The following is a 22,823-nucleotide window of genomic DNA, read 5'->3' on the forward strand; positions in this document are numbered from 1 at the left end:
ATCACCCCGGACCACGGGGCCAACGACGAGTCACACCACACCGAAAGGAGCAGTGCCATGTTGAACCTCGCCCTGATGTTGGAGTCGTCCACGCGCCTCCACCCCGATCGGACCGCAGTGGTGTGTGGTGATCGCCGACTCACCTACGCGGAGGTGAACGCCCGCGCCAACCAGGTGGCGAACCTGCTGCGCCACCGGGGCATACAGCCCGGTGACCGGGTGGCGCTGTCCTGCCCCAACATCGAACAGTTCCCCGTGGTCTACTACGGCATCCTCAAGGCCGGCGCCGTCGTCGTGCCCGTCAACGTGCTCCTGACGGCCCGGGAGGTCGCCTACCACCTGGAGGACTCGGGAGCCACCGCGTACTTCTGCTTCGAAGGCACGCCGGAACTGCCGCTCGGGGAGACCGGATGGACGGGCTTCTCCGCGGTCGACACCTGCGCGCATTTCTTCCTCGTGACAGCCGACGACCGCACCGACTCCCCCGTGCCCGGAGTCCTCACCCTGGCCAGAGCCCTGGAACGGATGCCGACCGAGTTCACCTCGGTCGCCACCGACCCGTCGGACACCGCGCTGATCCTCTACACGAGCGGTACCACCGGGCAGCCGAAGGGCGCCGAACTCACCCACAGCAACGTGGTACTCAATGTGCTGACCTGCCACCGGACCTTCGGCACCCGACCTCATGACGTCCACCTGGTCGCTCTGCCGCTGTTCCACACCTTCGGCCAGACAGTGCAGATGAACGCCGGTTTCGGTGCCGGGGCAACCCTGGTTCTGCTGCCCCGGTTCGACGCCGTCACGGCTCTGCGGCTGATGCAGCGGGAGAAGGTCACCGTGTTCGCCGGGGTGCCCACCATGTACTGGGGGCTGCTCGGAGCCGATCACTCCGCCGTCGATCTCGCCGTGATCGCCGCCGAGCTGCGCCTTGCACTCTCCGGCGGCGCCGCGCTGCCGGTGGAGATCCTGGCCCAGGTGCAGGACGTGCTCGGCGTGCGCATCCACGAGGGGTACGGACTGTCGGAGACAAGCCCGCTCGCCACCTTCAACCATCCGGACCGGGAGACGAAGGCCGGCTCGATCGGCGAGCCTGTCTGGGGAGTCGAGCTACGGCTGATCGACGGCGACTGGGACGACGTGCCCGCAGATGCCGTTGGAGAGATCGCCATCCGCGGCCACAACATCATGAAGGGGTACCTCAACCGTCCCGATGCCACCGCGGAGGCCGTCCGGGACGGCTGGTTCCGCACCGGTGACCTGGCCCGTCGCGACGCCGACGGCTACTACTTCATCGTCGACCGGGCCAAGGACATGATCGTGCGCGGTGGGTTCAACGTGTATCCACGCGAACTGGAAGAAACGATCATGACCCACCCCGGGGTCAGCCTCGTAGCCGTCGTCGGAGTGCCGCACGAGTCCCACGGCGAGGAGGTGAAGGCCTACGTGATCAAGAAGTCCGGAGCCCTGCTCGACGAGGCCTCGCTGATCGCCTGGTGCAAGGACAACATGGCCTCCTACAAATACCCCCGGATCGTGGAGTTCCGCGAGGCACTGCCCATGACGGCCACCGGCAAGCTGCTCAAGCGGGCCCTCCGCCCGTGAAGGGCCGCCGGCACACGCGGAGATCTCCGTGGCACCCGAGCAGTCCGCCCGCGGCGTGATCGCGGGTCACTTCCTGCTTGGTCTCGCCACGGCCCAAGCCGCCCGTACGGGCTCGTCCTGCCGAGCCCGTACGGGCACCCACCACAAAGACAGCAGACTCAACGAAGGAACCACATGTCCAGGCGCATCGAGGACTTCGGCCTCGTCAGCGATATGCAGACCGCAGCCCTCATCGGCCGGGACGGCTCAGTGGAGTGGGCTTGCCTGCCGCGCTTCGACTCCCCCGCCGTCTTCGCCCGCCTGCTCGGAACCGAGGACAACGGTTTCTGGCGTATCAGCCCGGCCGGTACCACCGCGCCGGCGGTGGCCGACCGACGCCAGTACCGTGGCGAGTCACTCGTCCTGGAGTCGCAATGGGTCACGGCCGACGGCATCGTGAACGTCGTCGACTTCATGCCACCCCGCGACTCGGGCGCCCCGCAACTCGTCCGCGTCGTCGAGGGTGTCAGCGGACGGGTGCACATGAGCTCCCGCTTGCGAATACGCATGGAGTACGGCTCCGTCGTCCCCTGGGTTGTCACCCGGGGCGGACGCACCCAGGCCGTCGCCGGGCCGCACGCCCTGTGGCTGGACGGCGATGTCCCCACCTACGGCCAGGACCTGACGACATGTGCCGACTTCACGGTCTCCGCCGGACAACGCGTGGCCTTCGTTCTGAGCTGGCAGCACTCCCACGCGGAGGCACCGGCCGTCCCGGACGCCGAGAAGGCGCTGGAGGAGACGGAGAAGTACTGGGCCGACTGGGCCTCCAGGTGTTCCTACACCGGTCCCTACCGTGAGGCGGTGGTGCGTTCCCTCATCACGCTCAAGGCGCTGACCTACGCGCCGACCGGCGCCATCGTCGCCGCCCCGACGACGTCGCTGCCGGAAGAGATCGGTGGGGTGCGCAACTGGGACTATCGCTACTGCTGGCTCCGCGACGCGGCGATCACGCTGTCCTCACTGCTGCGCACCGGCTATCACGAGGAAGCCCGCGCGTGGTCGGCGTGGCTGGTGCGCGCGGTGGCGGGCGACCCGGAGAACCTGCAGATCATGTACGGAATCGCCGGTGAGCGCCAATTGCCGGAGAGCGAACTGGACTGGCTGCCCGGCTATGAGGGATCGCGTCCGGTGCGCATCGGGAACGGGGCTGCCGGGCAGTTGCAGCTGGACGTGTACGGCGAGGTCGCCGAGACGCTGCACCGGGCGCGCCAGGCAGGACTCCCGGCCGAGACCGGCGCCCGCCTCCAGGCCCGGCTGATCACGTTCCTCGAACGGCACTGGCATGAGCCGGACGAGGGCATCTGGGAGGTGCGCGGACCTCGACGGCACTTCGTGCACTCCAAGGTCATGGCCTGGGTGGCCGTCGACCGGACGATCCAGCTGATCGAGTCGGGGGTCATCGACGGTCCGCTGGAACGATGGCGCGTGCTCCGCGACGACATCCACCGGGATGTGTGCACGAAGGGATACGACCCGGAGCGGAACACATTCACTCAGTCATACGGCTCCTCGGAACTCGACGCGGCCCTGCTGCTCATCCCGCACATGGGTTTTCTGCCCCCCAGCGATCCGCGGGTCATCGGCACCATCGAGGCGATCCAGCGGGAGCTCCTGACCCCCGACGGCTTCGTGCTGCGCTATCCCACGTCCTCCGACGCCGACATCGACGGACTGCCCGGGGACGAGGGCGCGTTCCTGGCCTGTTCGTTCTGGCTCGCCGAGGATCTGGCGATGATCGGCCGGGCCGACGAAGCCCGCGAACTGTTCGAGAGACTCCTCGCCCTGCGCAATGACCTCGGTCTTCTCGCCGAGGAATGGGACCCCGTGGCCCGGCGGCTGGTGGGCAACTTTCCCCAGGCCTTCTCACACGTCGCGCTGTTGGACACGGCACTGCGTCTCGGCACCACGGCCGCGGCGACCGGTCAAGCCTGAGCAAGGACATCGACGATCAGGAGGCCGCGCCCCGACTCGGCCTCCTGATTCTCCACGCTGGATCCAGTCGGCGACCGTACTGGCGTCGATTCGGTCACGTCATGGCCCCGCTGCCCAGAAAGCCTGGTTGAGGAAGTTCTCCACCTGTCTGAGCTGACCCGGCAGCGTTTCACGCATGTGCGCCACCGCGGCCGGCAGGGTCTCCGTGGTGACGGCCATCTCGCCGAAGAGGATCTGATGGGACACGTCCTGGACCAGCTTGACCCGCTGACAGCGACGCTCCATGAAGGCCTGCAGCGAGGCGCCGACCGCCCGACCGGTCGGGGACAGTTCCTCCGCGAGGACGACGGCGTCCTCCAACGCCATACCGGCGCCCTGTGTGAGATGCGGGGCGCAGGCGTGTGCCGCGTCGCCCAGCACGATGGTCCGCCCCTTGAACCAGGGTGAGGGCAGAAGGACCTCGCTGAGAGGGCTGTAGACGATGCCGTCGGCGCCGGAGACGCTGTCGCGCAGTTCGCCGATCAGGCCGCCGTATCCGGCCAGCCGCTCGGCGAGCATCTCGGCCATCCCGTCCGCCGGAATATGCGGATTGCCGGGCTCAGCGGTGACGTGGAGCAGGTACATGCTGTCGTCGCTGAGCGGGATGACGCCCGCCTTCGTGCCGTCGCCCTGGAACAGCATCGTATGGGTGACCTCGGCCGGTCTGGGCATGGTGAGACGCCACACCGAGTAGCCGGTGAAGACCGGCTCGTGCTCGGTGCCGAAGAGACGTCGGCGAAGCGGGGAGCGCTGGCCGTCGAAGCCGATCACGAGGTCGTAGGTCTCGGCTTTGCCGTCGGTGAGGGTGACGTCCACGTGGTCCCCGGTGTCGTGGAGATCGTGCAGGGTCGTACCGTGAGTGACCTTGACACCGGCCTTCTCGACGGCCCCGATCAGGATGCGGTGCAGATCGCTGCGGGACAGCGCGGTGTTGGCGGGAACGTCACCTCCGAGGGCGGACGGACAGTCGACGACGAGCCGCCCCTGCCAGTCGTAAAAGCTGTTGCGGTCGTACGGGAAACCGGCGGCGAGCACCTCGTCCAGGACACCGAGAGCACGGAGTGCCCGCAGGGAGTTGGCGGGCTGGTTGATCCCGACACCGAGAACGCCGGAGTTCTCCCGCAGCTCCACGACATCGACATCGACGCCGCGCCGGCCAAGGGCGATGGCGGCACCCAGGCCACCTATGCCCGCACCGATGATCAGAACCTTTGTCACCTGCATAGTGGCCGCCTCACGTCATTGTGGTGGAACGAGGATGACGGTATGACGGGAGTCACAGTGTTCCAAGCGATGGATATCGATGGAAACTATCGATTGCCATGATGAACGGAGCGGCACCATGGGGCTGGCCGGAGTAGACCTCAACCTCCTTCTGGCGCTCGACGCCCTGCTCATCGAGCGCAATGTGACACGCGCCGCCGAGCGCATGTCCGTGGGGCAGCCGGCGATGAGCGCGTCTCTCAGCCGGCTCCGTAAGCATTTCGACGATCAACTACTCGTCCGCGAGGGCAGGACTCTGGCTCCGACGTCACTGGCGTTGTCCCTCATGCCGCTGGTCCGCGAGGCGGTGGCGGCGGCGGACGCGGTGTTCGGAAGGCCTCGGGGCTTCGACCCCCTGGTGGACCAGCGCTCCTTCACCATCATGGCCAGCGACTACGTCACGCTCATCCTGCTGCGTCCCCTGGTCGCCCGTCTCGCACAGGAGACCCCGCTGCAGCGGGTGAACGTGGTGCCCGTGCGGAGCGACTTCGCGGAGCAACTGCACAAGGACCAGATCGATTTGCTGGTCCTGCCGACCGAACTGGTCGGCCCCAGGCCCACCTTCGCCCACCGTCATCTGTTCCATGACCGCTACGTTCTGGTGGCCGACCGGGACAACCAGGCGATCGGGCCCGCACTGACCGTGGAGGAGTTCGCCCAGATGCCCTACGTGGCCTACAGCGGTGGGCCACTGCCCTCCATCGCCGACGCCCAGCTCGACTCCCTGGGCGTTCGGCGCAGGGTGGAGATGAGCACGGAGAGCTTCGTCATCATCCCCTTCCTCGTGACGGGCACCCCTTTCGTCTCACTGGTCCACGAGCGGCTGGCCCGCCACGTCGCGGGGCAGACCCACCTCCAGATCGCGGAAGCCCCCGTGGCCTTGCGGCCGATCAGCGAGGCCCTGTTCTGGAACCCGCGGCACACCGACGACCCCGCTTACACCTGGCTCCGGGAGCGCATCGCCGAACGCGCAGCCGATCTTTGAATCGATTCCGTCGATTCATTGCATCGATAGGAATCGTTTCCGGTGCTGGTCTGCCGTGCGTAGCGTGCTCAACGCGTCCGCAAGGAAGCGAGGCGCGCATCACACGCTGGAGCAGCCGACATGAATCTCTCGACGACCCCGCGCTCTCCGATCACTCATCTGCGCCATGTCGCGATAGCCGTGCCCGACTACGAGCCCGCGGTGGAGTTCAACCGCGGCGTGTGGGGCCTTTCGCCGGTGGCCGACGACCGTGACGTCTCCTTCTTCGCGGCCGAGGCCAGCTCCGAGCAGTACATACTGCGCGTGCGGCGTGCCGCGGAGAAGCGTCTGGACCTCATCGCCTTCGGTGCGGAGAACGCCGCCGCTGTCGATGCCCTCGCCGAGCGGCTCATCGCCGCCGCAGTCCGTATCGATCGCGAACCGGGCAAGCTGGACACGCCCGGCGGCGGCTACGGATTCCGCTTCTTCGACCCCGAGGGCCGCCTCATCGAGGTGTCCAGCGATGTCGAGCGGCGTGCCGCCCGCGCACTGGAGCCCCGCGAATCGATTCCGCGCAAACTCAGTCACGTCGTGATCAACAGCACGGACATCCTGAACACCAAGGCTTTCTACGAACAGCATCTGGGCTTCCGCCTGTCCGACTGGCTGGAGGACCACATGTGCTTCATGCGTACCCGCATCGACCATCACATCCTGGCCATCAGCTCCGGCCCACACGTGGCTCTCAACCACATCTCCTTCGAGATGCGGGGCATCGACGAGTACATGCGTGGCTCCGGCCGGCTCATCCGGCACGGCAACAAACCTCTGTGGGGCCCCGGTCGGCACGGCGCCGGCGACAACACCTTCACCTACTTCATGGATCCCAACGGCAACGTCGTGGAGTACACGACCGAGCTGGAGAAGATCCACGACGACGAGACATGGGTGCCGCGCCGGTTCGAGGCCACGCCCGAGGCGGCCGACCAGTGGGGAACCGGCGGGCTCATCACCGACGCGATGATCCCGGCGATGTTCAACGAACCGGACAACGGATTGTGGACTCCCTCCCCGCTCTGACGCCACCCAAGACAGGAGCCGCCATGAGCACCGCGCACCACGATGGCCCCAGCCTCGCCCCACCCGGCTGGAAGAGGTCAGCGAGGACGTCTTCGCCTACATCCAGCCCGACGGCAGCTGGTGGATCAACAACACCGGCTTCCTCGTCGGCCGACGCGGCGTGATCAGTGTCGATGCCTGTTCCACGGTCCACCGCACCCGCGCGTACCTCGATGCCATCGGCACGATCACACCGCAGCCGGTACGAACGCTGATCAACACTCACCACCACGGCGACCACACCTTCGGCAACCACCTCTTCGCCGGGGCCACGATCGTCGGGCACGAGGCCACACGCGCGGGCATCCTCGACTGGGGCGAACCCAAGTCCGCGCCGTTCTGGACGGAGGTCGAATGGGGAGACGTCGTTCTGGAGCCGCCGTTTCTCACCTACACCGAATCGGTGACCATATGGGCGGACGATCTACGAGCCGACGTGCGCCATGTCGGCCTGCCCGCCCACACCACGAACGACTCGATCGTGTGGCTGCCCGAGCGCAAGCTGCTCTTCAGCGGCGACCTGCTCTTCAACGGGGGCACACCCTTTCTCGTCCAAGGCTCGGTGGCCGGTGCCCTCCAGGTCCTGGAGGAGGTCGTCAAGCCGCTGGGGGCGACGACCATAGTCCCCGGGCACGGGGCCGTCGCCGGTCCCGAGCTCATCGACGACGTCCTCGGGTACCTGCGGTTCGTACAGGAAGCGGCCCGCGCGGGCCACGCCGCAGGGCTGACTCCGCTGCAGACCGCCCGCGACCTCGACCTGGGTGCCTACGCGGGCCTCCTGGACCCGGAACGCATCGTCGGCAACCTTCACCGCGCCTACGCCGAACTGGACGACGGACCGCTCGGCCGCCGCATCGACGTCGCCGCGGCACTCGGCGACATGGTCACCTACAACGGCGGCCGTCCCCTCACCTGCCTCGCCTGAATCGGCCTTGATCCTCGGAGCCGCCATGACCGCCATCATCACCGTCGCGCCAACCGGCCCGATCGCGACCAAGGCCGACAACCCCGGCCTCCCCACGCAGCCGGAGGAGATCGCCGCCGCGGTCAAGGACGGCTACGAAGCCGGTGCCGCCATCGCTCACCTCCACCTGCGCGACGAGCACGACCGCCCGACGGCGGACCTGGGCATCGCCCGTCGCACCATGGACCTGATCGCTGAGCGCTGCCCGATCCTCATCCAGCTCTCCACGGGCGTCGGCCGGTCCGTACCGTTCGAGGAACGGGAGGCGCTCGTCGAACTTCGCCCGCGCATGGCCACGTTGAACCCCTGCTCGATGAGCTTCGCCGACGGCGAGTTCCGCAATCCTCCCCACGCGGTCCGCCGCCTGGCTCTGCGGATGCGCGAGCTCGGTGTCAAGCCCGAGCTGGAGATCTACGACACGGGCCACCTGGACGCCTGTCTGCGCCTCCTCGATGAGGGGCTCCTCGCCGAGCCTCTTCAGTTCAGCATCGTGCTCGGTGTCCGCGGTGGCATGGCCGCCACCCCACAGAATCTGATGACCATGGTCGACCGGCTCCCGGAGGGCGCCGTGTGGCAGGTCATCGCCATCGGCCGTGCCAACCTCCAGCTCACCACGATCGGTCTGGCCCTGGGTGGAAACGCCCGCGCCGGACTGGAGGACAGCCTCTACCTCCGCAAAGGCGAACTCGCCCCAGGCAACGAGCCGTTGGTCAGGCGTGCCGTGCGGGCCGCTCACGCGCTTGACCGCTCCGTGGCCGACATCGACCAAACAGCCGCGCGACTCGGCCTGAACGCGGCGTGAGGAGCCGAAGTGTTCGAGATCTTCCCTGACAACTACGTCTGGAATCTGTCCGTCAACATCGCGCTGAACACGGGGGCGCACATCACCGAGGTCGCGGAAGCATGCGCGCCCGTCCTCGCGGCGTCCCGCAACGGTGAGGATGCCGGCACCGAGCTCTTCTTCCAGTCCTGGACGGCTTTGGCCGATCGCCTCGTCGGGCTGGCCGAGGAGGACGAAGCCTCGGGTCACCCACTCACCGCGGGCGCCCGCTACTACCGCGCCTCCGTGTACTACTTGACTGCCGAACGACTCCAGAGCCGCCACTTCTCCCCCCCGTCAGGACGCCTACCGCAAGATGCTCGACTCGTTCGACAAGGGCATCACTCTCGGCGGGCAGAACTGTTCCAGGGTCGAGATCCCCTACGAGGGGACCAGCCTGCCCGCCCTGTTCGTCGCAGCGGACGGCGTGACCGGCCAGGCACCGTGCATGGTCCACTACAACGGCCTCGACAGCACCAAGGAGATGATCTACGGCTCCGGCATCGCCCACGAGCTCGCGCGCCGTGGCATTTCCACCCTCATCGTCGACCACCCCGGCAGCGGTGAGGCACTCCGCCTGCGCGGTCTGACCGGACGGCACGACAGCGAGCACTGGTCGGCCCCCTGTCTCGACTGGCTCGAGAACCGCGCCGATGTCGACCCGGCACGCGTCGGTGTCATGGCCTGGTCCCTGGGGGGCTACTACGCCCCTCGCGCCGCGGCCTTCGAGAGACGCTTCAGCCTCTGCGTCGCCTGGGGTGCCAACTACAACTGGGGTGAGCTCCAAAAGCGACGCCTGGCCCGCGAGGGGGACCGACCGGTCCCCCACTACTGGGAACACGTCCAGTGGGTCTTCGGCAAGAACACCTTGGAAGAGTTCATGGAGTTCGCTCCGAGCATGAGCCTGGTCGGCGTCACCGAACGCATCACCGTGCCGTTCTTGATCACTCATGGGGCGAATGACCGACAGATCCCCCGCGAGTACGCCATCGCCCAGTACGAGACAGCCGTCAACAGCCCCAAACGCGAACTCAAGTGGTTCACCGAACGCGAGGGCGGAGTCGAACACGTCAGTGCCGACAACATGGCCGCCGCCACCGGCTTCATCGCTGACTGGATCGCGGACGTCCTCTGACAACGAGCCTTAAGCCATGCCGACCAGCCCTGGCGCTGTGCGCCGCCGGCTGACTATTTGCTCGGGGCTGGAAATCCCCTGCCACGAAGCGCGCACGCGCCATAGCCAACCGGCCCATAAAGCCCCAAAAGACGCCTTGCGTGCGTTATGGACAATAAAAGCGCTGCACTCATGATCAATGCACCGATAACCTGCAACGATCAGAGCGTGAGGGTACGTGCCATACTGGGGCTGCTTCGTATGCAGGTGCTGCACCCCTGGAGGTCAGGCGATGGTCGGCTCCCCACCGCACAAAACTCTACGGGAGCAGAAGCGTGAGTTGACGAGGCTGCGACTGCTTGACGCAGCCCTGGAGACATTCCACAAGAACGGCTATGTGCAGACGACCGCCGAAGATATCGCGTCGGCAGCCGGATGCAGCCGGGCTACTTTCTATCTGCACTTCAATAGTAAGTCGGCCGTCATGATCGGGATCCTGGAACGCATGTGGCCCGATTCGGTCCGTAGTACCGAGAGCTTCGCTGACGCCCTGCTCAACGGGATAACCCGCGATGACATGCGAGCCGAGATCCGGTCGCAGCTGGCCACGTGGAACAAGCACATGGGGGCGCTGTCCGCATTCACCGTGGCAAGCGCCACGGAACCGGACGTCGCGGCATGGCGGGACGACAACCTCACCACGGCGCTGACCATCGTCGCCAGACGAAGCGGCCACCGAAACCCCTTGAGCGAGGACGTTCTCGCACGCATGGCGATTCTGGAACGAATGACCCATGCGGCATTCGAACTCAGCACGAGTGGATCAGGCATCGTGACGGACGAGCAGATCGTGGACTACCTTTCCGACCTGTGGACCGATCTTGTCGGGCACCCGGCCTGGCGGACCGGAGGCACCAGCCACCAGCGGTGAGGCGTGCGGCCCAGGTTGGGTGTCGCAGTCGCAGACGCAGGCGATGCTCCGATCACGCGCCTCCCGCCTCGCACTCGTTCATGGGTGCCGATTGCTTGACACTGTGTCTAGGCACCTGCACCATGGCACCGCGCCGGGTACCACACCCTTCGGACTCGCCGCACAGCCGCACATGGCCACGTCACTGCCAGAAACCCTGACGTGTGCCGACGTCTCGGACCAGCCGTCTTGGCCGCGGCCATGGCGCCGCTTCGCCCGCCCGGCGGGCCGACGGCACACGACCTGCCAAACAGTCCAACGACCTCGCCCACAAGGGGCGAAACTCCTTATATCCGGCCGAGCCGTCCGGGACCGGCTCTACGGCTTCCCCGGCTTGCAAGATGCCTTGCCGGCCAGGACATCCGGGTCAAGGTGCCCACAGCTCACCCGATGAAGCCCGGGTACTCAAGTAGTGCCGCCCATGGACGGCGAAGGACACACGGAGTGCGAAATGACCGACCGGACCATTGACCCGCAGGATGGCAAGACCCTTCCGACCACCCCGCTGACCGCCCCGGCGCGATGGCTGGATGTCCCCGAGGTCTCAGCGGAAGTCGCCGCTCTGCGCGCTCGCTTCACCGCACCTGGCCTGTCGGTCGCGTCGGTCCTGTGCGACGAGCATCCTCGCGACAAGACCGCGTTCTTTCTCGTGGACAGCGAGGTACGCGTTCGTCGTTTGACGTTCGGCGAACTCGCCGATGAGTCACGCAGGCTGGCCACCGCTCTGCGGCGGCGCGGCATCGGACGAGGTGACCGGGTCGGCGTGCTCATGAGCAAGCGCCGTGAGCTCCCCATAGTGCTGCTCGCGCTCTGGCGGCTCGGCGCGGTGCACGTCCCTCTCTTCACCGCGTTCGCGGCACCAGCCGTCAGCGTGCGCGTCCTGGACGCCGGCGCGAAGCTGATCGTCACGGAGCCCGACCAGCGGCAGAAGGTCGACGGTCTTGGAATCCCCGTGTTGGAGGCAGGCGACGAGATCAGCGGGCTCGTCGCATCGCACGATCCGATCGAGGAAAGTGTCGCGGTCGGACCTGATGGCCTGTTCATCCAGCTTTACACCTCTGGCACCACTGGCACCCCGAAAGGTGTGGGAGTACCAGGGCAGGCCATCGGCGCGTTCATCTCCTACATGCAATACGGCTTGCAGCTCCTCGACACCGACACGTTCTGGAACGCGGCGGACCCCGGTTGGGCGTACGGCCTGTACTTCGGGATCGTCGGTCCGCTGGCCACCGGGTGTCCGAACGTTCTTCTGTCCGCCGGTTTCTCCGTCGAGCTCACGGCCAAGGTGGTCACCACCCTGGGAGTCTCGAACTTCGCGGCGGCCCCAACGGTCTACCGCGCCCTGAAGAACGCCGGAGTCACGTTCGGGCACAGTCCCATTCGAGTCGCCTCGTCCGCCGGCGAGCCGCTCACCCCCGACGTCACCGCCTGGGCACCTTCGGCGCTCGGGACAGCCGTCATGGATCACTTCGGGCAGACCGAGCAGGGCATGGTCATCGTCAACGCATGGGATCCGCGTCTTCGTGGCGAGGTCCGTGCCGGCTCGATGGGACAGGCTCTGCCAGGTTTCGTGGCCGGCACAGTCGGCCAGGCGATTGCCCTGTCGGTGGAGCAGAGTCCGCTGATGTGGTTCACGGGATACGTCAACTCGCCCCAACAGACTCGCGAACGGTACACGCCGGACGGCGCGTGGTACCTGACCGGCGACATCGGGCGCGAGGACGCGGGCGACTTCTTCTTCGCCTCCCGTGACGACGACGTCATCCTCGCCGCCGGCTACCGTATCGGCCCCTTCGACATCGAAAGCATCCTCACTTCCGATCCCGCGGTCGCGGAAGCCGCGGTCGTCGGGCGCCCCGACGAGATCCGCGGTGAAGTGGTCGAGGCGTTCATCGTGGTGACGCCGGATGCCGACACCGGCGACGCCCTGCGGACCCGGCTCCAGAACCTTGTCCGCAGTCAGTACGGTGCGCACGCGTACCCGCGGAAGGTGCACGTGGTCGACAGCCTTCCGAAGACTCCGAGCGGCAAGGTGCAGCGGTTCATTCTCCGTGGCCTGACCGACGACGAGGTCAAGGAGCGCTCGAAGCGCTGACACGGGTCACGACCACGGGCGGGTCAGCCCATGTACGAACCACAGGAAACGGTAGGAAGAGGCGGCAGTGCAGCTTGAGAATACGTCCGCGATCGTGACGGGTGCGGCGTCCGGACTTGGCCGAGCGACGGCTCGAGCCCTCGTCGCCGAAAACGTTCGGGTCTTCGGGCTCGATCTGTCCGGCGCCGCGGACACGGTGAACGAGCTGCCCGGCGTCACTCACGTGACGGCCGACATCACCCGCCCCGACGAGATCGAGGACGCGGTGCGGCTCGCTGCCCAGGCGGGCCCGCTCCGCACGGTCATCAACTGTGCGGGCATCGCACCCACGGCGCGCATCGTCGGCCGCGACGGCATACACGATCTCGACCTTTTCGCTCGCGTCGTATCGGTCAACGTCCTCGGCACCTTCAATGTCATGACGTTGTGCGCGCGAACCATGGCCGAGAACGAGCCCGACGAGGGGGGTCAGCGCGGCATCATCGTCAACACCGCGTCCATCGCGGCCTTCGACGGCCAGATCGGCCAGGCGGCATACGCGGCGTCCAAAGGTGCCATCGCCTCGCTCACCCTGCCTGCCGCGCGCGACCTCGCCTCCAAGGGCATCCGGGTCTGCACGATCGCACCAGGAATCGTCGACACCCCCATGATGGCGTCCTTCTCCGCCGAGGTCCGTCAGTCCCTCGCAGCGGGGGTCCCCTTCCCACCGCGGCTGGCACGTCCGGAAGAGTTCGCACAGCTCGCGCTGGCCGTCATCGCGCACGACTACCTCAACGGAGAGGTGATCCGCATGGATGGCGCCTTGCGGATGGGCCCGCGCTGAGAGAAGCCGACAACGATGCGGGTCCCGTAGCCGGCCATGCGAAGAGTGTCAGGTGGCATAGGGCCGGTAGACCATCACTCGGTCGAGCACTCCGTCGTAACGACGATGGATCTCGGCCGGCAAGGCCTCGGATGGCGCCTCCACACTGAATTCCGCGAGAAGGTCGTCATCGATCAGATCGGCCATCGCGTCCCACTCCCCCGCCCGGGACATGGCCCGCAGCCGGGCCGCGAGGTCATCGCGACCGTAGTGGCCGAGGACGTCACGGTAGGCGGGCGTGGAGGCGTAGAAGGCGATCTGCCGCCGGACCGCGCGGCGAGCGGCATCCAGCGACGACTCGTCGTCGCCGGTGATCACCATGACCGGACAGGACAGCTCGAAGTCCGCGGCCGCCGTGGACGAGATCCGCGGCCCGATCACCTCGCGCAGAATCCTCGGGGAGGACAGCGGGTGCGCGATCAGTCCGTCGGCGGTCCGCGCCGCGACCTCGCACATGCGCGGCCCCACCGCCGCGAGGTGGATCCGCGGCGGACCGTGCCCGCTCGGACCTGGGTCGAAAGCCGGTGTCATGAGGGTGTGCCGGTAGAAGCGTCCCCGGAAGTCCAGCGGCGCGTTCTCGTTCCAGCAGGCCCAGATCGCACGGAGCGCGGCGACATACTCACGCATGCGGTCGGCCGGGTGGTCAAACGGTTCTCCGAACCGTTTGACCACATGAGCGCCCACCTGGCTGCCCAGGCCGAGGACCAGCCGGCCTCCCGCATAGCGGTTGAGCTCATGGGCCATGTGCGCGACGACCATGGGGTTGCGCACCAACGCCACCGCGACGGCCGTGCCCAGGCGGAGACGGGTGGTGTGTTCCGCGGCCAGGGCCAGCGGCAGGAACGGCTCCGTATGGGCCTCCAGGGTCCACAGGCCCTCGTACCCCGCCTGCTCCGCGTCGACGGCGACCCGGCGCGCGTCCTCAAGGCGCAGTCCCGCACCTGTGTAGAGGTCGATCGCGACATGTGGACGTCTCATGCCGACCCGTACCGGGGGGCGCGTCGTTCCAGGAACGCCTGGATTCCCTCCAGCATGTCCGAGCCTTTCCAAAGTCGGCGGAACTCCTCGATGCCCTCGTCCACCGCCTGCTGCCAGGGGCGGGACTCGCAGCGCTGCACCGCGAACTTGACCGCGGACACGCTGGTGGGACTGCGACGAGCGATGACGGCGGTCACCTCGTCGACGCGTTCGACGAGACCGTCGGACGGGACGACCTCGCTCACCAGGCCCGCCTGGGCGAGCTGGTGCGCGTCGAGTACCTCGGCCAGCATCAGGATCCGCCGGGCTCGCGTCGCTCCGACCGCGTTGACCAGCCCCGCCTCTCCGCCGACGGCGGGGGCGAGGCCGCGGCGGGAGTGCGCGTCACAGAATGTCGCCGCTTCCGAGGCGATCACCAGGTCGCATCCCATGAGCAGTTCGAAGCCGCCCGCGAAACAGGCGCCGTTGACCGCGGCGATCGTCGGCCGACCGGAGTCGCGCAGTCGACCCAGAGCACTGGCCAGCGGGCGCAGCAGCTCCTCGACGAAGAGTTCGCACCCGTCCGGGTCGTCGAGCCGCTCCCGCAGGTGGGCCAGATCCGCGCCGGCGCAGAACGCGTCGCCGGCTCCGGTGATCACGACAGCCCGCACGCGCGGATCGCTGTCGCACGCGTCCAGCGCCCGATGGAGATCGCCGATGAGGGCAGGGGTGAGCGCGTTGCGCTTGTCGGGCCGGTTCAGGGTGATCCATCCGCCCGCGCCGCGGCGGGTGAAGCGGACCAGTGTGTCGTCGTCTGTCATGGCTCAGTACGACCTCGGCAATCCGAGCGAGTGCTGCGCGACGTAGTTGAGCACCATCTCCCGGCTGACCGGGGCGATACGCAGCAACCGGACGATGCCCCACAGGGGCAGCAGACCGAACTCGGTGCTCAGGCCGTTGCCGCCGTGGGTCTGGATCGCGGCGTCGACGGCGGCGTATGCGGCCTCGGCGGCGGCGTACTTCGCCTCGTTCGACGCCTCGCCCGCCGGCAGGCCGTGGTCGTGCAGCCACGCGGCCTTCGCCGTCATCAGCGCGGCGAGGTCGACCTCGATCTTCGCCTTGGCCAGGGCGTGCGAGACGCCTTGGTGGGTGCCGATCGGCCGGCCCCACACCTCGCGGTTGCGGGCGTACTCCGAAGCGAGGGCCAGCGCGCGCCTGCCGATCCCCACGCAGATCGCGGCCCCGGTGATCCGTTCCGGGTTGAGCCCGTGGAACACCTGTTGGAAACCCTCGTTCTCCACGCCGATCAACTGCTGGGCGTCAAGGCGTACGTCGTCGAAGAACAGCGTGTACTGCTTCTCCGGCAGCGACGCGGCCACCGGCAGTTCGTTCGCGGTCAGACCGGGGCTGTCGGTCGGGACGAGGAACAACGACATGAGGCCCTTGCCCGTGGCGGGCTCCGTGCCGGTACGGGCCACGACGACGAGCGCGTCCGCCTCGTCGACTCCGGAGATGTAGTACTTCGTGCCGCGCAGCACCCAGCCGTCGCCGTCGCGTCGCGCGTGGGTGGAGAGCTGGTGGGTGTTCGAGCCGGCGTCGGGCTCGGTGATCGCGAAGACCACCTTGCGTTCGCCGGTGGCCATGCCTGGAAGCCAGGTCTGTTGCTGCTCCGGGCTGCCGTAGCGCGACAGGACCTCCCCGGAGATCGCGCTCGACACGAGCAGGAGCAGCAGCGGGGCGCCCTGCGCCGCGGTCTCCTCACAGACCAGGGCCAGTTCGGTGATGCCTGCCCCGCCGCCGCCGAATCGCTCCGGCATGTTGATGCCGATGAATCCCTTGCGGCCGAGGATCTGCCACAATTCGTCGGTGGGCGTGTGCTTGTCGGCGTGTTCGGTGTAGTACGCGCCCCCGTACGGGGTGGCGATCTTGGCTACGGTCTCCCGGATCGCACGATGGTCCGGGTTCTCGGCGAACTCCACAGCCGTCAGCGCTCCAATCGTGGTCGTGTCGGCGAAGGGGCCTCAGCGGCCGACATCGGGAATGAACAAGGTCGCCTCGGCCGCGGCGGCCATCAGTTTGGCCAGCCGGTCGTCGGGGACACCGCTCTGGTAGAACAACGTCGAGTGCACGGCGCCGATCGCCGCGTGCACCAGTGCGCGCAGGACCGCGTCGTCCACGTCGGGCCGGAGGACTTCGAGGACATGGACCCATTCCTCGATGTAGAGGCGCTGCTTGCGCCGCAGCCGGTGGCTGTCGTCGGCCGGCAGGTTGGTCATCTCGTTGTGATAGACGCGCATGAGTGTGCGGTCGCCGAGCGTGATGCGGACATGCGCGCCGATGAGCTCCCTCAGGGTCTGCGACGGCTCCAGCTCACGGGCGAGGATGTCGTTGGCGGCGTGGGTCAGGTCGTCGATGACCCGGTCGAACATCGCCACCAGCACGGCCGGCTTTCCGCCGAAGTGACGGTAGATGCCTGAGCCGACGATGCCCGCCGCCGCCCCGATGTCGGACATGCCCACCTCGTGGTAGCCGCGTTCGGCCACCAGTCGCGCCGCCGCGGCGAGGATGCGCTGACGCCGGTCGGGATCGCGTCGGCGGGGCGCGGTGTTCGAGGGGGCGGGGGCGTCGCTCATGGTGTTCCTCCGTCGAGCAGGTCCTGCGGCATCGGTACCAGCCGCGACCGGACATACTCTCCCAGTCCCTTCGCCTGTGGATCGGGGCGTGTGGAGGAGGCCACGCCCTCGCCGAGCAGCCCGGCTATCACGAAGTTCAGCGCGTGCAGATTCGGAAGCTCGTAGCGGCGGATCTCAAGGTCCTTCGCCTCGGGCAGCAGTTCACGCAGCCGGTCGGGCGTGAGATGGTCGCGCAGCCACCGGTATCCGGCTTCGTCGCGGGTCCACAGGCCGACGTTGGCGTTGCCGCCCTTGTCGCCGGAGCGGGCCGCGCAGATCCGTCCGAGCGGTGCCTCGATCAGGCGCTCGCTGACGGATGTCGACGGCGGCGTCTGGGGCTCGATGCGACGAAGCGGCTGGTCAGCGGCGTGTGCTTCGGCGACGGTGGCGGGGACGCCGACCCGCGTGCCGTCGGGCAGCACGACCACGTGTGACACCTCGCCGGCCGGCACGAGAGTCGGCCAGTACACGCCGTAGGAGCTCTCGGTGGACGGCGGGGTCGTGGTGTGGAAACCCGCGTAGCCGCCGAGGGCCAGCTCCATGGTGGCGTTGGAGAAGCGCCGTCCGACCTTGCGCGGATCACGGTCCTTGACGGTGATTCGCAGATGGGCGGTCGCCTGTTCGTTGCTGGGAGCGTCGGGGCGATCGAAGCGCAGCAGCCGCACGTCGACGTCGTCGAACTGGTCGCGGCCGCCGAGAACGGCGAACAGTTCGTCCTGCGCCCAGGCCGCCTTTTCCTCGATGTCCAAGCCGGTGAGCACCAGGGTCATCGTGTTGCGGTAGCCGCCGAGGAAGTTCACGCAGACCTTGAGGGTCTCCGGCGGCGGCGTGCCACGGGTGCCCGAGATCCGGACCCGGTGCGGCCCCTGCTGTTCCAGGGTGACCGTGTCGAAGTGCGCGACCACGTCCGGGTTGAGGTACGCGGGCTCGGCGATCTCGTAGAGCAGTTGCGCGGTGACGGTGCCGACGGAGACCAGCCCTCCGGTGTCCTCGTGTTTGGTGATCACGCTGGTGCCGTCGCTCGCGATCTCGGCGATCGGGAAGCCGGGGTAGCGCCGGTCGGTGACCTCGTGCAGATGGGAGTAGTTGCCGCCGGTCGCCTGCGGGCCGCACTCGATGACATGGCCCGCGGCCAGCGCTCCGGCGAGCTGGTCGAGATCGTGACGCTGCCAGCCGTGCCACCAGGCCGCGGGTCCGGTGACCAGGGACGCGTCGGTGACGCGCGGGCAGATCACGATGTCGGCGCCGGCGTGCAGGGCTGTGGTGATGCCCCAGCCGCCGAGGTAGGCGTTGGCGGTGACGGGCTTGCCGTCGGCGTGCGCGAGGGGCTGCCCGGTGTCCACGTGGGCGAGCGGGTGTCCGGCGGCCATCAGCTCGTCGATGCGCGGCAACAGGTCGTCGCCCGTCACGTAGGCGATTTTCGGGTGCAGGCCCAGCCGTTCGGCGAGGGCGGTGAACTGACCGGCCAGCCCGGACGGGTTGAGCCCGCCGGCGTTGTTCACGATCTTGATGCCGCGGTCTAGGCAGGTTCCGAGCACCTGCTCGAGCTGGCCCAGCACAGTCTTGGCATAGCCGGCGTCGGGGTCCTTCTGCCGTGCCTTCCAGAGGATCAGCATGGTCAGTTCGGCCAGGTAGTCACCGGTGAGCACGTCGATGGGACCGCCCTCGACCATCTCCCGCGCGGCTTCGGGACGGTCACCGAGGAAGCCGGAGGAGTTGCCGATCCGCACCGGACGGCGGGCAGTGGTGGCGTCGGATCGCATCTCAGAGTCCTTCTTGTGGGGCCGTGGCCGGTGCTGTGGCGTGCGGCCGTGTGTGCGTGTGGACGGCGCCGGGTGCGCGCCCCGGGCCGGCCGGGCCCGCGAAGGCCTGGGCGATCACGATCCACTGCTTCGCCGTGGCGCCCGTGACCTGGAGGGAGGTGTCGTCGCGGTGGCGGCGCTGGGTGACGACGAGGCAGAACTCCAGTGCGTCACCGGTGACCCGGTCGGAGGCGTCCTGCGGTCCCCAGTCCCAGCGCTGTCCGTCCGGGCCGGCCAGTTCGACGCGGATCGGGTTGTGCGGGACCTCCAGCCCGTTGACTCCGTAGGCGTACCGCAGGGCGCGGACGCCCAGGTCCGCGATGTGGCGTAGACGTGCGGTCGGTGTCCGGGCGACGTCCATCGTGTCGAGGACGTCCTGACCATGCGCCCAGGTCTCCATCAGCCGTGCCGTGACCGAGGACGCGGGGCTCATCGACGGCCCGAACCAGGGCAGCCGCGCTGCGGGATCGACCTGCTGGAAGGCCGTGATCAGCCTCGCGCGGGACCGGTCGAACCAGGTGAGCAGGTCACTCGGCGCCATGTCGTGGAACTGCCTGGCGATGCGGTCCGGGAAGTCCTCTCCACCGGCGACCAGCTCGGCCGCCTCGGCCCGGAAGCGGTCGGGGTCGGTGAGCGAGGCCCGGGTCACGTCGTCGAAGTAAGCCAGGTGGGTGATCTGGTCGAGTACCGTCCAGCCCGCCGCCGGGGTCTGCCGAGTCCAGTCGTCCTCCGTCAGCGAGCTGAGGACACCGCGCAGTTCGGCGGTCTCGGAGCGGAGATCGCCCACGAGGGAGGTGATCAGTCCGGTGCCCGATCCGGGCGTGGCGACGGCCATCAGCGCCCGCTCCAGACCGGGGTGCGCTTGTCGCGGAAGGCGGCGGGGCCCTCCTGCGCGTCCTGGCTGGTGTAGACGGGCTCCCAGATCCGCTCGGCCTCGTCGAACGCCTCGGTGAGACCCATATGGGCCGAGAGGTAGGCGGTCTTCTTGGCCGCGCGCACGGACAGCGGTGCGTTGGCGGCGATGCGCTCCGCGAGCGCCTGGGTCTCGCCGCGCAGGTCGGCGTCCGGTACGACCTTGTTCACCAGACCGACCTCGTAGGCGCGTGCCGCGCTGAGCGGGTCGCCGGTGAGCAGGATCTCCAGCGCGACGCGCGGCCCGACGAGCCAGGACAACGGGGCAGCCCACGGTGACCCACGGCCGACCTTGACCTCGGTGATCGCGAACCGGGCGGACTCGGCGGCCACGCACAGGTCGCAGTTCTGGGCGAGCAGGAAGCCACCGGCGTAGGCGACGCCATTGACCGCGGCGATGGTGGGCTTCTCGATCCGGATGTTGCGGCCGAACTGCGGTACGAAGTCCAGGGGCGGGACGGTGAGCGAGGTCTCGGCCATCTCCTTGAGATCCCCGCCGGCGCAGAACGCGCGGTCACCGGATCCGGTCAGTACCAACACCTTGGCCGAGTCGTCGTCATTGAAGCGACGCACCCCGGCGAACAGGCCCTCGCGCACCGCCTTGCTCAGCGCGTTGCGGGCTTCGGGCCGGTTGATGGTCAGCCAGGCGACACCGTTCACGACGTCGTAGGTGACGGGCTCAGTCATCGCGCTCCTCCTCGGCTTCCTTGTCCTCGACGACGGCGAGCACGGCGCCGCTGTCGACCTGTGTCCCGACGCCGACCGGCAGGGCGGTGACGACACCGGCTCCGGGGGTGCGGATGGCGTGTTCCATCTTCATGGCCTCGATCACGAGGATCGTGGCTCCGGCTGCCACGCTGTCGCCGACGGCCGCGTCGATCCGTACGACCGTGCCCGGCATCGATGCGGTCAGCGAACCCGCCGGTGCGGTGGTGGAGGGGTCGGGGAAGCGCTCGACCTCGATGAGTGCGTCGTGTCCCAGAGCGCTGTCGACATAGGCCGTCGCACCCACGCGGGTCACGTCGATGACGCGACGGATGCCGGCGCACACCAGGTCGACCCGGGTCGGGGTCGCCGAGAGCAGGGCCGTCTCCGTGACGATGCCTCCCTCGACCGTGGCCGTGAGCCCGTCGCGGTCCAGACGGTAGGTCACGTCGATGGGCCGGCCGTGCTGTTCGAAGGCGACCGTCTGCGGCGCGCTCGGGTTGTTGCGGAAGCCGGAGGGCAGGCCGGCCAGCACGGGAGCCTCGGCGCGGCGGGCGGCCTGGGCGGCCAAGGCCGCGGCGAGCACATGCGTGGCACGCGCCTCCTGGCCGCGTACGGGAACGAGCTTGTCGTAGGCGTGTCGCTCCAGGTAGCCGGTGTCGATGGCGCCGGCCGCGAACTCGTCCTCGCGCAGGATGCCGACCAGCAGGTCGCGGTTGGTGGTGACACCGTGCAGGCGTGCCCTCGACAGCGCTCCGGCCAGCAGCCGCCGGGCGTCGTCGCGCGAGGGGCCGTAGCCGATGACTTTGGCGAGCATCGAGTCGTAGAACGTGGAGACCCGGGTGCCCGAGGCGAAGCCCGTGTCGATGCGCAGCCCGTCGACCCGGGGGAACTCGAAGGTGTGCACGGCGCCGCTGGTCGGCAGGTAGCCGGCGGCGGCGTCCTCGGCGTAGAGGCGTGCCTCGATGGCGTGGCCGGTGATGCGTGCCTCGATGGCCTCGTCCGGGATCGGCCTGCCCGCGGCGATGTCGAGCTGCAGCTTGACCAGGTCGATGCCGGTGATCATTTCGGTCACCGGGTGCTCGACCTGCAGGCGCGTGTTGACCTCAAGGAAGTAGAACCGGCCGAAGGCGTCGAGGACGAACTCGACGGTGCCGGCGCCGACGTAGCCGATGGCCTTGCCCGCGGCGACGGCCGCCTGGCAGAGCTCGGCGCGCAGCGCGTCGTCGACGACGGGCGACGGCGCCTCTTCGATGATCTTCTGGTAGCGCCGCTGGATCGAGCATTCGCGTTCGAAGAGGTGGACGACCGTGCCGGCCCGGTCCCCGAGGATCTGGACCTCGATATGCCGCGGCGATTCGACGAACCGTTCGAGGAAGACCGTGCCATCGCCGAACGCCGAGGCGGCCTCGCGTCGCGCGCTGGCCACGGCCGCCTCGATCTCGTCGAGGTCGTGGACGATACGCATGCCCCGCCCGCCGCCGCCGAAGGCGGCCTTGACCAGTACGGGCGTTCCGATCTCCGCGGCGGCCGCCCGCAACCGCGCCGCGTCGGGCTCCCGGTCGCCGTCGAAGACCGCGCCCGGCAGTACCGGGACGCCGGCCGCGCGCATCAGTTCCTTCGCCGCGGTCTTGGACCCCATCGCGTCGATGGCCTCGGGCGTCGGTCCGACGAAGGTGATGCCGGCCGCCGCGCACCGCCGTGCGAAGTCGGCGTTCTCGGAGAGGAAGCCGTAACCGGGATGGATGGCATCGGCTCCGGTGCGGCGCGCCGCGTCGATGAGGAGGTCGGCACGCAGATAGGTCTCGGCCGGGGTGTTGCCGGGCAGCCGCACGGCTTCGTCGGCGTCGGTCACGAAGGGGAGCCCGGCGTCGGCGTCGGAGTACACCGCGACGGTCGCGATGTCCATGGCGCGGCAGGTGCGGAACACCCGCGACGCGATCTCGCCGCGGTTGGCGACGAGCAGCTTCTGGATCGTCACTGTCATCC

Annotated in this window: 19 protein-coding genes; 10 read left to right on the forward strand and 9 right to left on the reverse strand. The window is 68.4% G+C overall.

Translation table 11 applies throughout. The annotated features are described in order from the left end of the window. Nucleotides 1–57: 57 nt before the first annotated feature. A complete protein-coding gene (locus L0P92_RS01745; protein WP_234760587.1) occupies nucleotides 58–1,602 on the forward strand; it encodes a long-chain-fatty-acid--CoA ligase in 1,545 nt (514 codons plus the stop codon). Between the two features lie 174 nt (nucleotides 1,603–1,776). Then, nucleotides 1,777–3,576 (forward strand): glycoside hydrolase family 15 protein, encoded by a 1,800-nt coding sequence (locus tag L0P92_RS01750; protein ID WP_234760588.1) that lies wholly within the window; start codon nucleotides 1,777–1,779, stop codon nucleotides 3,574–3,576. Nucleotides 3,577–3,675: 99 nt separating this feature from the next. Here L0P92_RS01750 and L0P92_RS01755 read toward each other — a convergent pair whose 3' ends face one another. Continuing rightward, complete coding sequence (locus L0P92_RS01755) at nucleotides 3,676–4,833, reverse strand: FAD-dependent monooxygenase (RefSeq protein ID WP_234760589.1); 1,158 nt, start codon at nucleotides 4,831–4,833, stop codon at nucleotides 3,676–3,678. 124 nt (nucleotides 4,834–4,957) lie between these two features. On the opposite strand from L0P92_RS01755, the gene L0P92_RS01760 reads away from it, so the two are divergent. The 8 genes from L0P92_RS01760 (at nucleotide 4,958) to L0P92_RS01795 (ending at nucleotide 13,747) form a co-directional block, all read left to right on the forward strand. After that, nucleotides 4,958–5,863: a LysR family transcriptional regulator gene (locus tag L0P92_RS01760; RefSeq protein ID WP_234760590.1), complete on the forward strand. Its 906-nt coding sequence runs from the start codon at nucleotides 4,958–4,960 to the stop codon at nucleotides 5,861–5,863. Between the two features lie 120 nt (nucleotides 5,864–5,983). Beyond that, nucleotides 5,984–6,922 (forward strand): VOC family protein, encoded by a 939-nt coding sequence (locus tag L0P92_RS01765; RefSeq protein WP_234760591.1) that lies wholly within the window; start codon nucleotides 5,984–5,986, stop codon nucleotides 6,920–6,922. 160 nt (nucleotides 6,923–7,082) lie between these two features. Beyond that, nucleotides 7,083–7,886 (forward strand): MBL fold metallo-hydrolase, encoded by an 804-nt coding sequence (locus tag L0P92_RS01770; protein WP_234760592.1) that lies wholly within the window; start codon nucleotides 7,083–7,085, stop codon nucleotides 7,884–7,886. 25 nt (nucleotides 7,887–7,911) lie between these two features. Beyond that, nucleotides 7,912–8,727 (forward strand): beta-keto acid cleavage family enzyme, encoded by an 816-nt coding sequence (locus tag L0P92_RS01775; protein ID WP_234760593.1) that lies wholly within the window; start codon nucleotides 7,912–7,914, stop codon nucleotides 8,725–8,727. A gap of 334 nt (nucleotides 8,728–9,061) precedes the next feature. Next, nucleotides 9,062–9,880: an alpha/beta hydrolase family protein gene (locus L0P92_RS01780; RefSeq protein WP_234760594.1), complete on the forward strand. Its 819-nt coding sequence runs from the start codon at nucleotides 9,062–9,064 to the stop codon at nucleotides 9,878–9,880. 271 nt (nucleotides 9,881–10,151) lie between these two features. Then, entirely contained in the window at nucleotides 10,152–10,790 is a 639-nt protein-coding gene (locus L0P92_RS01785) for a TetR/AcrR family transcriptional regulator (RefSeq protein WP_234760595.1), read from the forward strand. A 490-nt stretch (nucleotides 10,791–11,280) separates the two neighbouring features. Further along, a complete protein-coding gene (locus L0P92_RS01790) occupies nucleotides 11,281–12,924 on the forward strand; it encodes an AMP-binding protein (RefSeq protein ID WP_234760596.1) in 1,644 nt (547 codons plus the stop codon). A gap of 94 nt (nucleotides 12,925–13,018) precedes the next feature. Further along, nucleotides 13,019–13,747, forward strand: coding sequence for an SDR family NAD(P)-dependent oxidoreductase (locus tag L0P92_RS01795; RefSeq protein ID WP_308289603.1), 729 nt, complete (start codon nucleotides 13,019–13,021; stop codon nucleotides 13,745–13,747). Nucleotides 13,748–13,795: 48 nt separating this feature from the next. Here the strand turns inward: L0P92_RS01795 and L0P92_RS01800 are convergent, their stop codons facing one another. From L0P92_RS01800 to L0P92_RS01835, 8 genes are read right to left on the reverse strand one after another with little or no spacing between them, the layout of a single operon-like run. Further along, nucleotides 13,796–14,764, reverse strand: a complete 969-nt coding sequence (locus L0P92_RS01800) for a TIGR03617 family F420-dependent LLM class oxidoreductase (protein WP_234760598.1) — start codon at nucleotides 14,762–14,764, stop codon at nucleotides 13,796–13,798. Further along, the gene (locus tag L0P92_RS01805; protein WP_234760599.1) at nucleotides 14,761–15,564 is read right to left on the reverse strand and encodes an enoyl-CoA hydratase/isomerase family protein; all 804 of its coding nucleotides are present in this window, start codon (nucleotides 15,562–15,564) and stop codon (nucleotides 14,761–14,763) included. The genes L0P92_RS01800 and L0P92_RS01805 overlap by 4 nt, the downstream gene beginning before the upstream one ends. Before the next feature lie 3 nt (nucleotides 15,565–15,567). Next, nucleotides 15,568–16,722: an acyl-CoA dehydrogenase family protein gene (locus L0P92_RS01810; RefSeq protein WP_234760600.1), complete on the reverse strand. Its 1,155-nt coding sequence runs from the start codon at nucleotides 16,720–16,722 to the stop codon at nucleotides 15,568–15,570. A gap of 42 nt (nucleotides 16,723–16,764) precedes the next feature. Next, nucleotides 16,765–17,376, reverse strand: coding sequence for a TetR/AcrR family transcriptional regulator (locus tag L0P92_RS01815; protein WP_234760602.1), 612 nt, complete (start codon nucleotides 17,374–17,376; stop codon nucleotides 16,765–16,767). After that, nucleotides 17,373–19,178, reverse strand: coding sequence for an acyclic terpene utilization AtuA family protein (locus tag L0P92_RS01820; protein WP_234760603.1), 1,806 nt, complete (start codon nucleotides 19,176–19,178; stop codon nucleotides 17,373–17,375). Before L0P92_RS01820 ends, L0P92_RS01815 begins: the two co-directional genes overlap by 4 nt. A 1-nt stretch (nucleotide 19,179) precedes the next feature. Continuing rightward, nucleotides 19,180–20,052 (reverse strand): TIGR03084 family metal-binding protein, encoded by an 873-nt coding sequence (locus tag L0P92_RS01825; protein ID WP_234760605.1) that lies wholly within the window; start codon nucleotides 20,050–20,052, stop codon nucleotides 19,180–19,182. After that, nucleotides 20,052–20,816: an enoyl-CoA hydratase/isomerase family protein gene (locus L0P92_RS01830; RefSeq protein ID WP_234760606.1), complete on the reverse strand. Its 765-nt coding sequence runs from the start codon at nucleotides 20,814–20,816 to the stop codon at nucleotides 20,052–20,054. The genes L0P92_RS01825 and L0P92_RS01830 overlap by 1 nt, the downstream gene beginning before the upstream one ends. After that, the gene (locus tag L0P92_RS01835) at nucleotides 20,809–22,821 is read right to left on the reverse strand and encodes an acetyl/propionyl/methylcrotonyl-CoA carboxylase subunit alpha (RefSeq protein ID WP_234760607.1); all 2,013 of its coding nucleotides are present in this window, start codon (nucleotides 22,819–22,821) and stop codon (nucleotides 20,809–20,811) included. Before L0P92_RS01835 ends, L0P92_RS01830 begins: the two co-directional genes overlap by 8 nt. Nucleotides 22,822–22,823: the final 2 nt, after the last annotated feature.

Source organism: Streptomyces muensis, from assembly GCF_021474425.1.
GTDB lineage: Bacteria > Actinomycetota > Actinomycetes > Streptomycetales > Streptomycetaceae > Streptomyces > Streptomyces muensis.

Coding starts and splice junctions, on each gene's coding strand:
- L0P92_RS01805 (WP_234760599.1), bottom strand. CDS start 15,564: ATGACAGACGACGACACACTGGTCCGCTTCACCCGCCGCGGCGCGGGC.
- L0P92_RS01825 (WP_234760605.1), bottom strand. CDS start 20,052: ATGGCCGTCGCCACGCCCGGATCGGGCACCGGACTGATCACCTCCCTC.
- L0P92_RS01785 (WP_234760595.1), top strand. CDS start 10,152: ATGGTCGGCTCCCCACCGCACAAAACTCTACGGGAGCAGAAGCGTGAG.
- L0P92_RS01790 (WP_234760596.1), top strand. CDS start 11,281: ATGACCGACCGGACCATTGACCCGCAGGATGGCAAGACCCTTCCGACC.
- L0P92_RS01760 (WP_234760590.1), top strand. CDS start 4,958: ATGGGGCTGGCCGGAGTAGACCTCAACCTCCTTCTGGCGCTCGACGCC.
- L0P92_RS01820 (WP_234760603.1), bottom strand. CDS start 19,178: ATGCGATCCGACGCCACCACTGCCCGCCGTCCGGTGCGGATCGGCAAC.
- L0P92_RS01765 (WP_234760591.1), top strand. CDS start 5,984: ATGAATCTCTCGACGACCCCGCGCTCTCCGATCACTCATCTGCGCCAT.
- L0P92_RS01800 (WP_234760598.1), bottom strand. CDS start 14,764: ATGAGACGTCCACATGTCGCGATCGACCTCTACACAGGTGCGGGACTG.
- L0P92_RS01835 (WP_234760607.1), bottom strand. CDS start 22,821: ATGACAGTGACGATCCAGAAGCTGCTCGTCGCCAACCGCGGCGAGATC.
- L0P92_RS01745 (WP_234760587.1), top strand. CDS start 58: ATGTTGAACCTCGCCCTGATGTTGGAGTCGTCCACGCGCCTCCACCCC.
- L0P92_RS01775 (WP_234760593.1), top strand. CDS start 7,912: ATGACCGCCATCATCACCGTCGCGCCAACCGGCCCGATCGCGACCAAG.
- L0P92_RS01750 (WP_234760588.1), top strand. CDS start 1,777: ATGTCCAGGCGCATCGAGGACTTCGGCCTCGTCAGCGATATGCAGACC.
- L0P92_RS01830 (WP_234760606.1), bottom strand. CDS start 20,816: ATGACTGAGCCCGTCACCTACGACGTCGTGAACGGTGTCGCCTGGCTG.
- L0P92_RS01780 (WP_234760594.1), top strand. CDS start 9,062: ATGCTCGACTCGTTCGACAAGGGCATCACTCTCGGCGGGCAGAACTGT.
- L0P92_RS01815 (WP_234760602.1), bottom strand. CDS start 17,376: ATGAGCGACGCCCCCGCCCCCTCGAACACCGCGCCCCGCCGACGCGAT.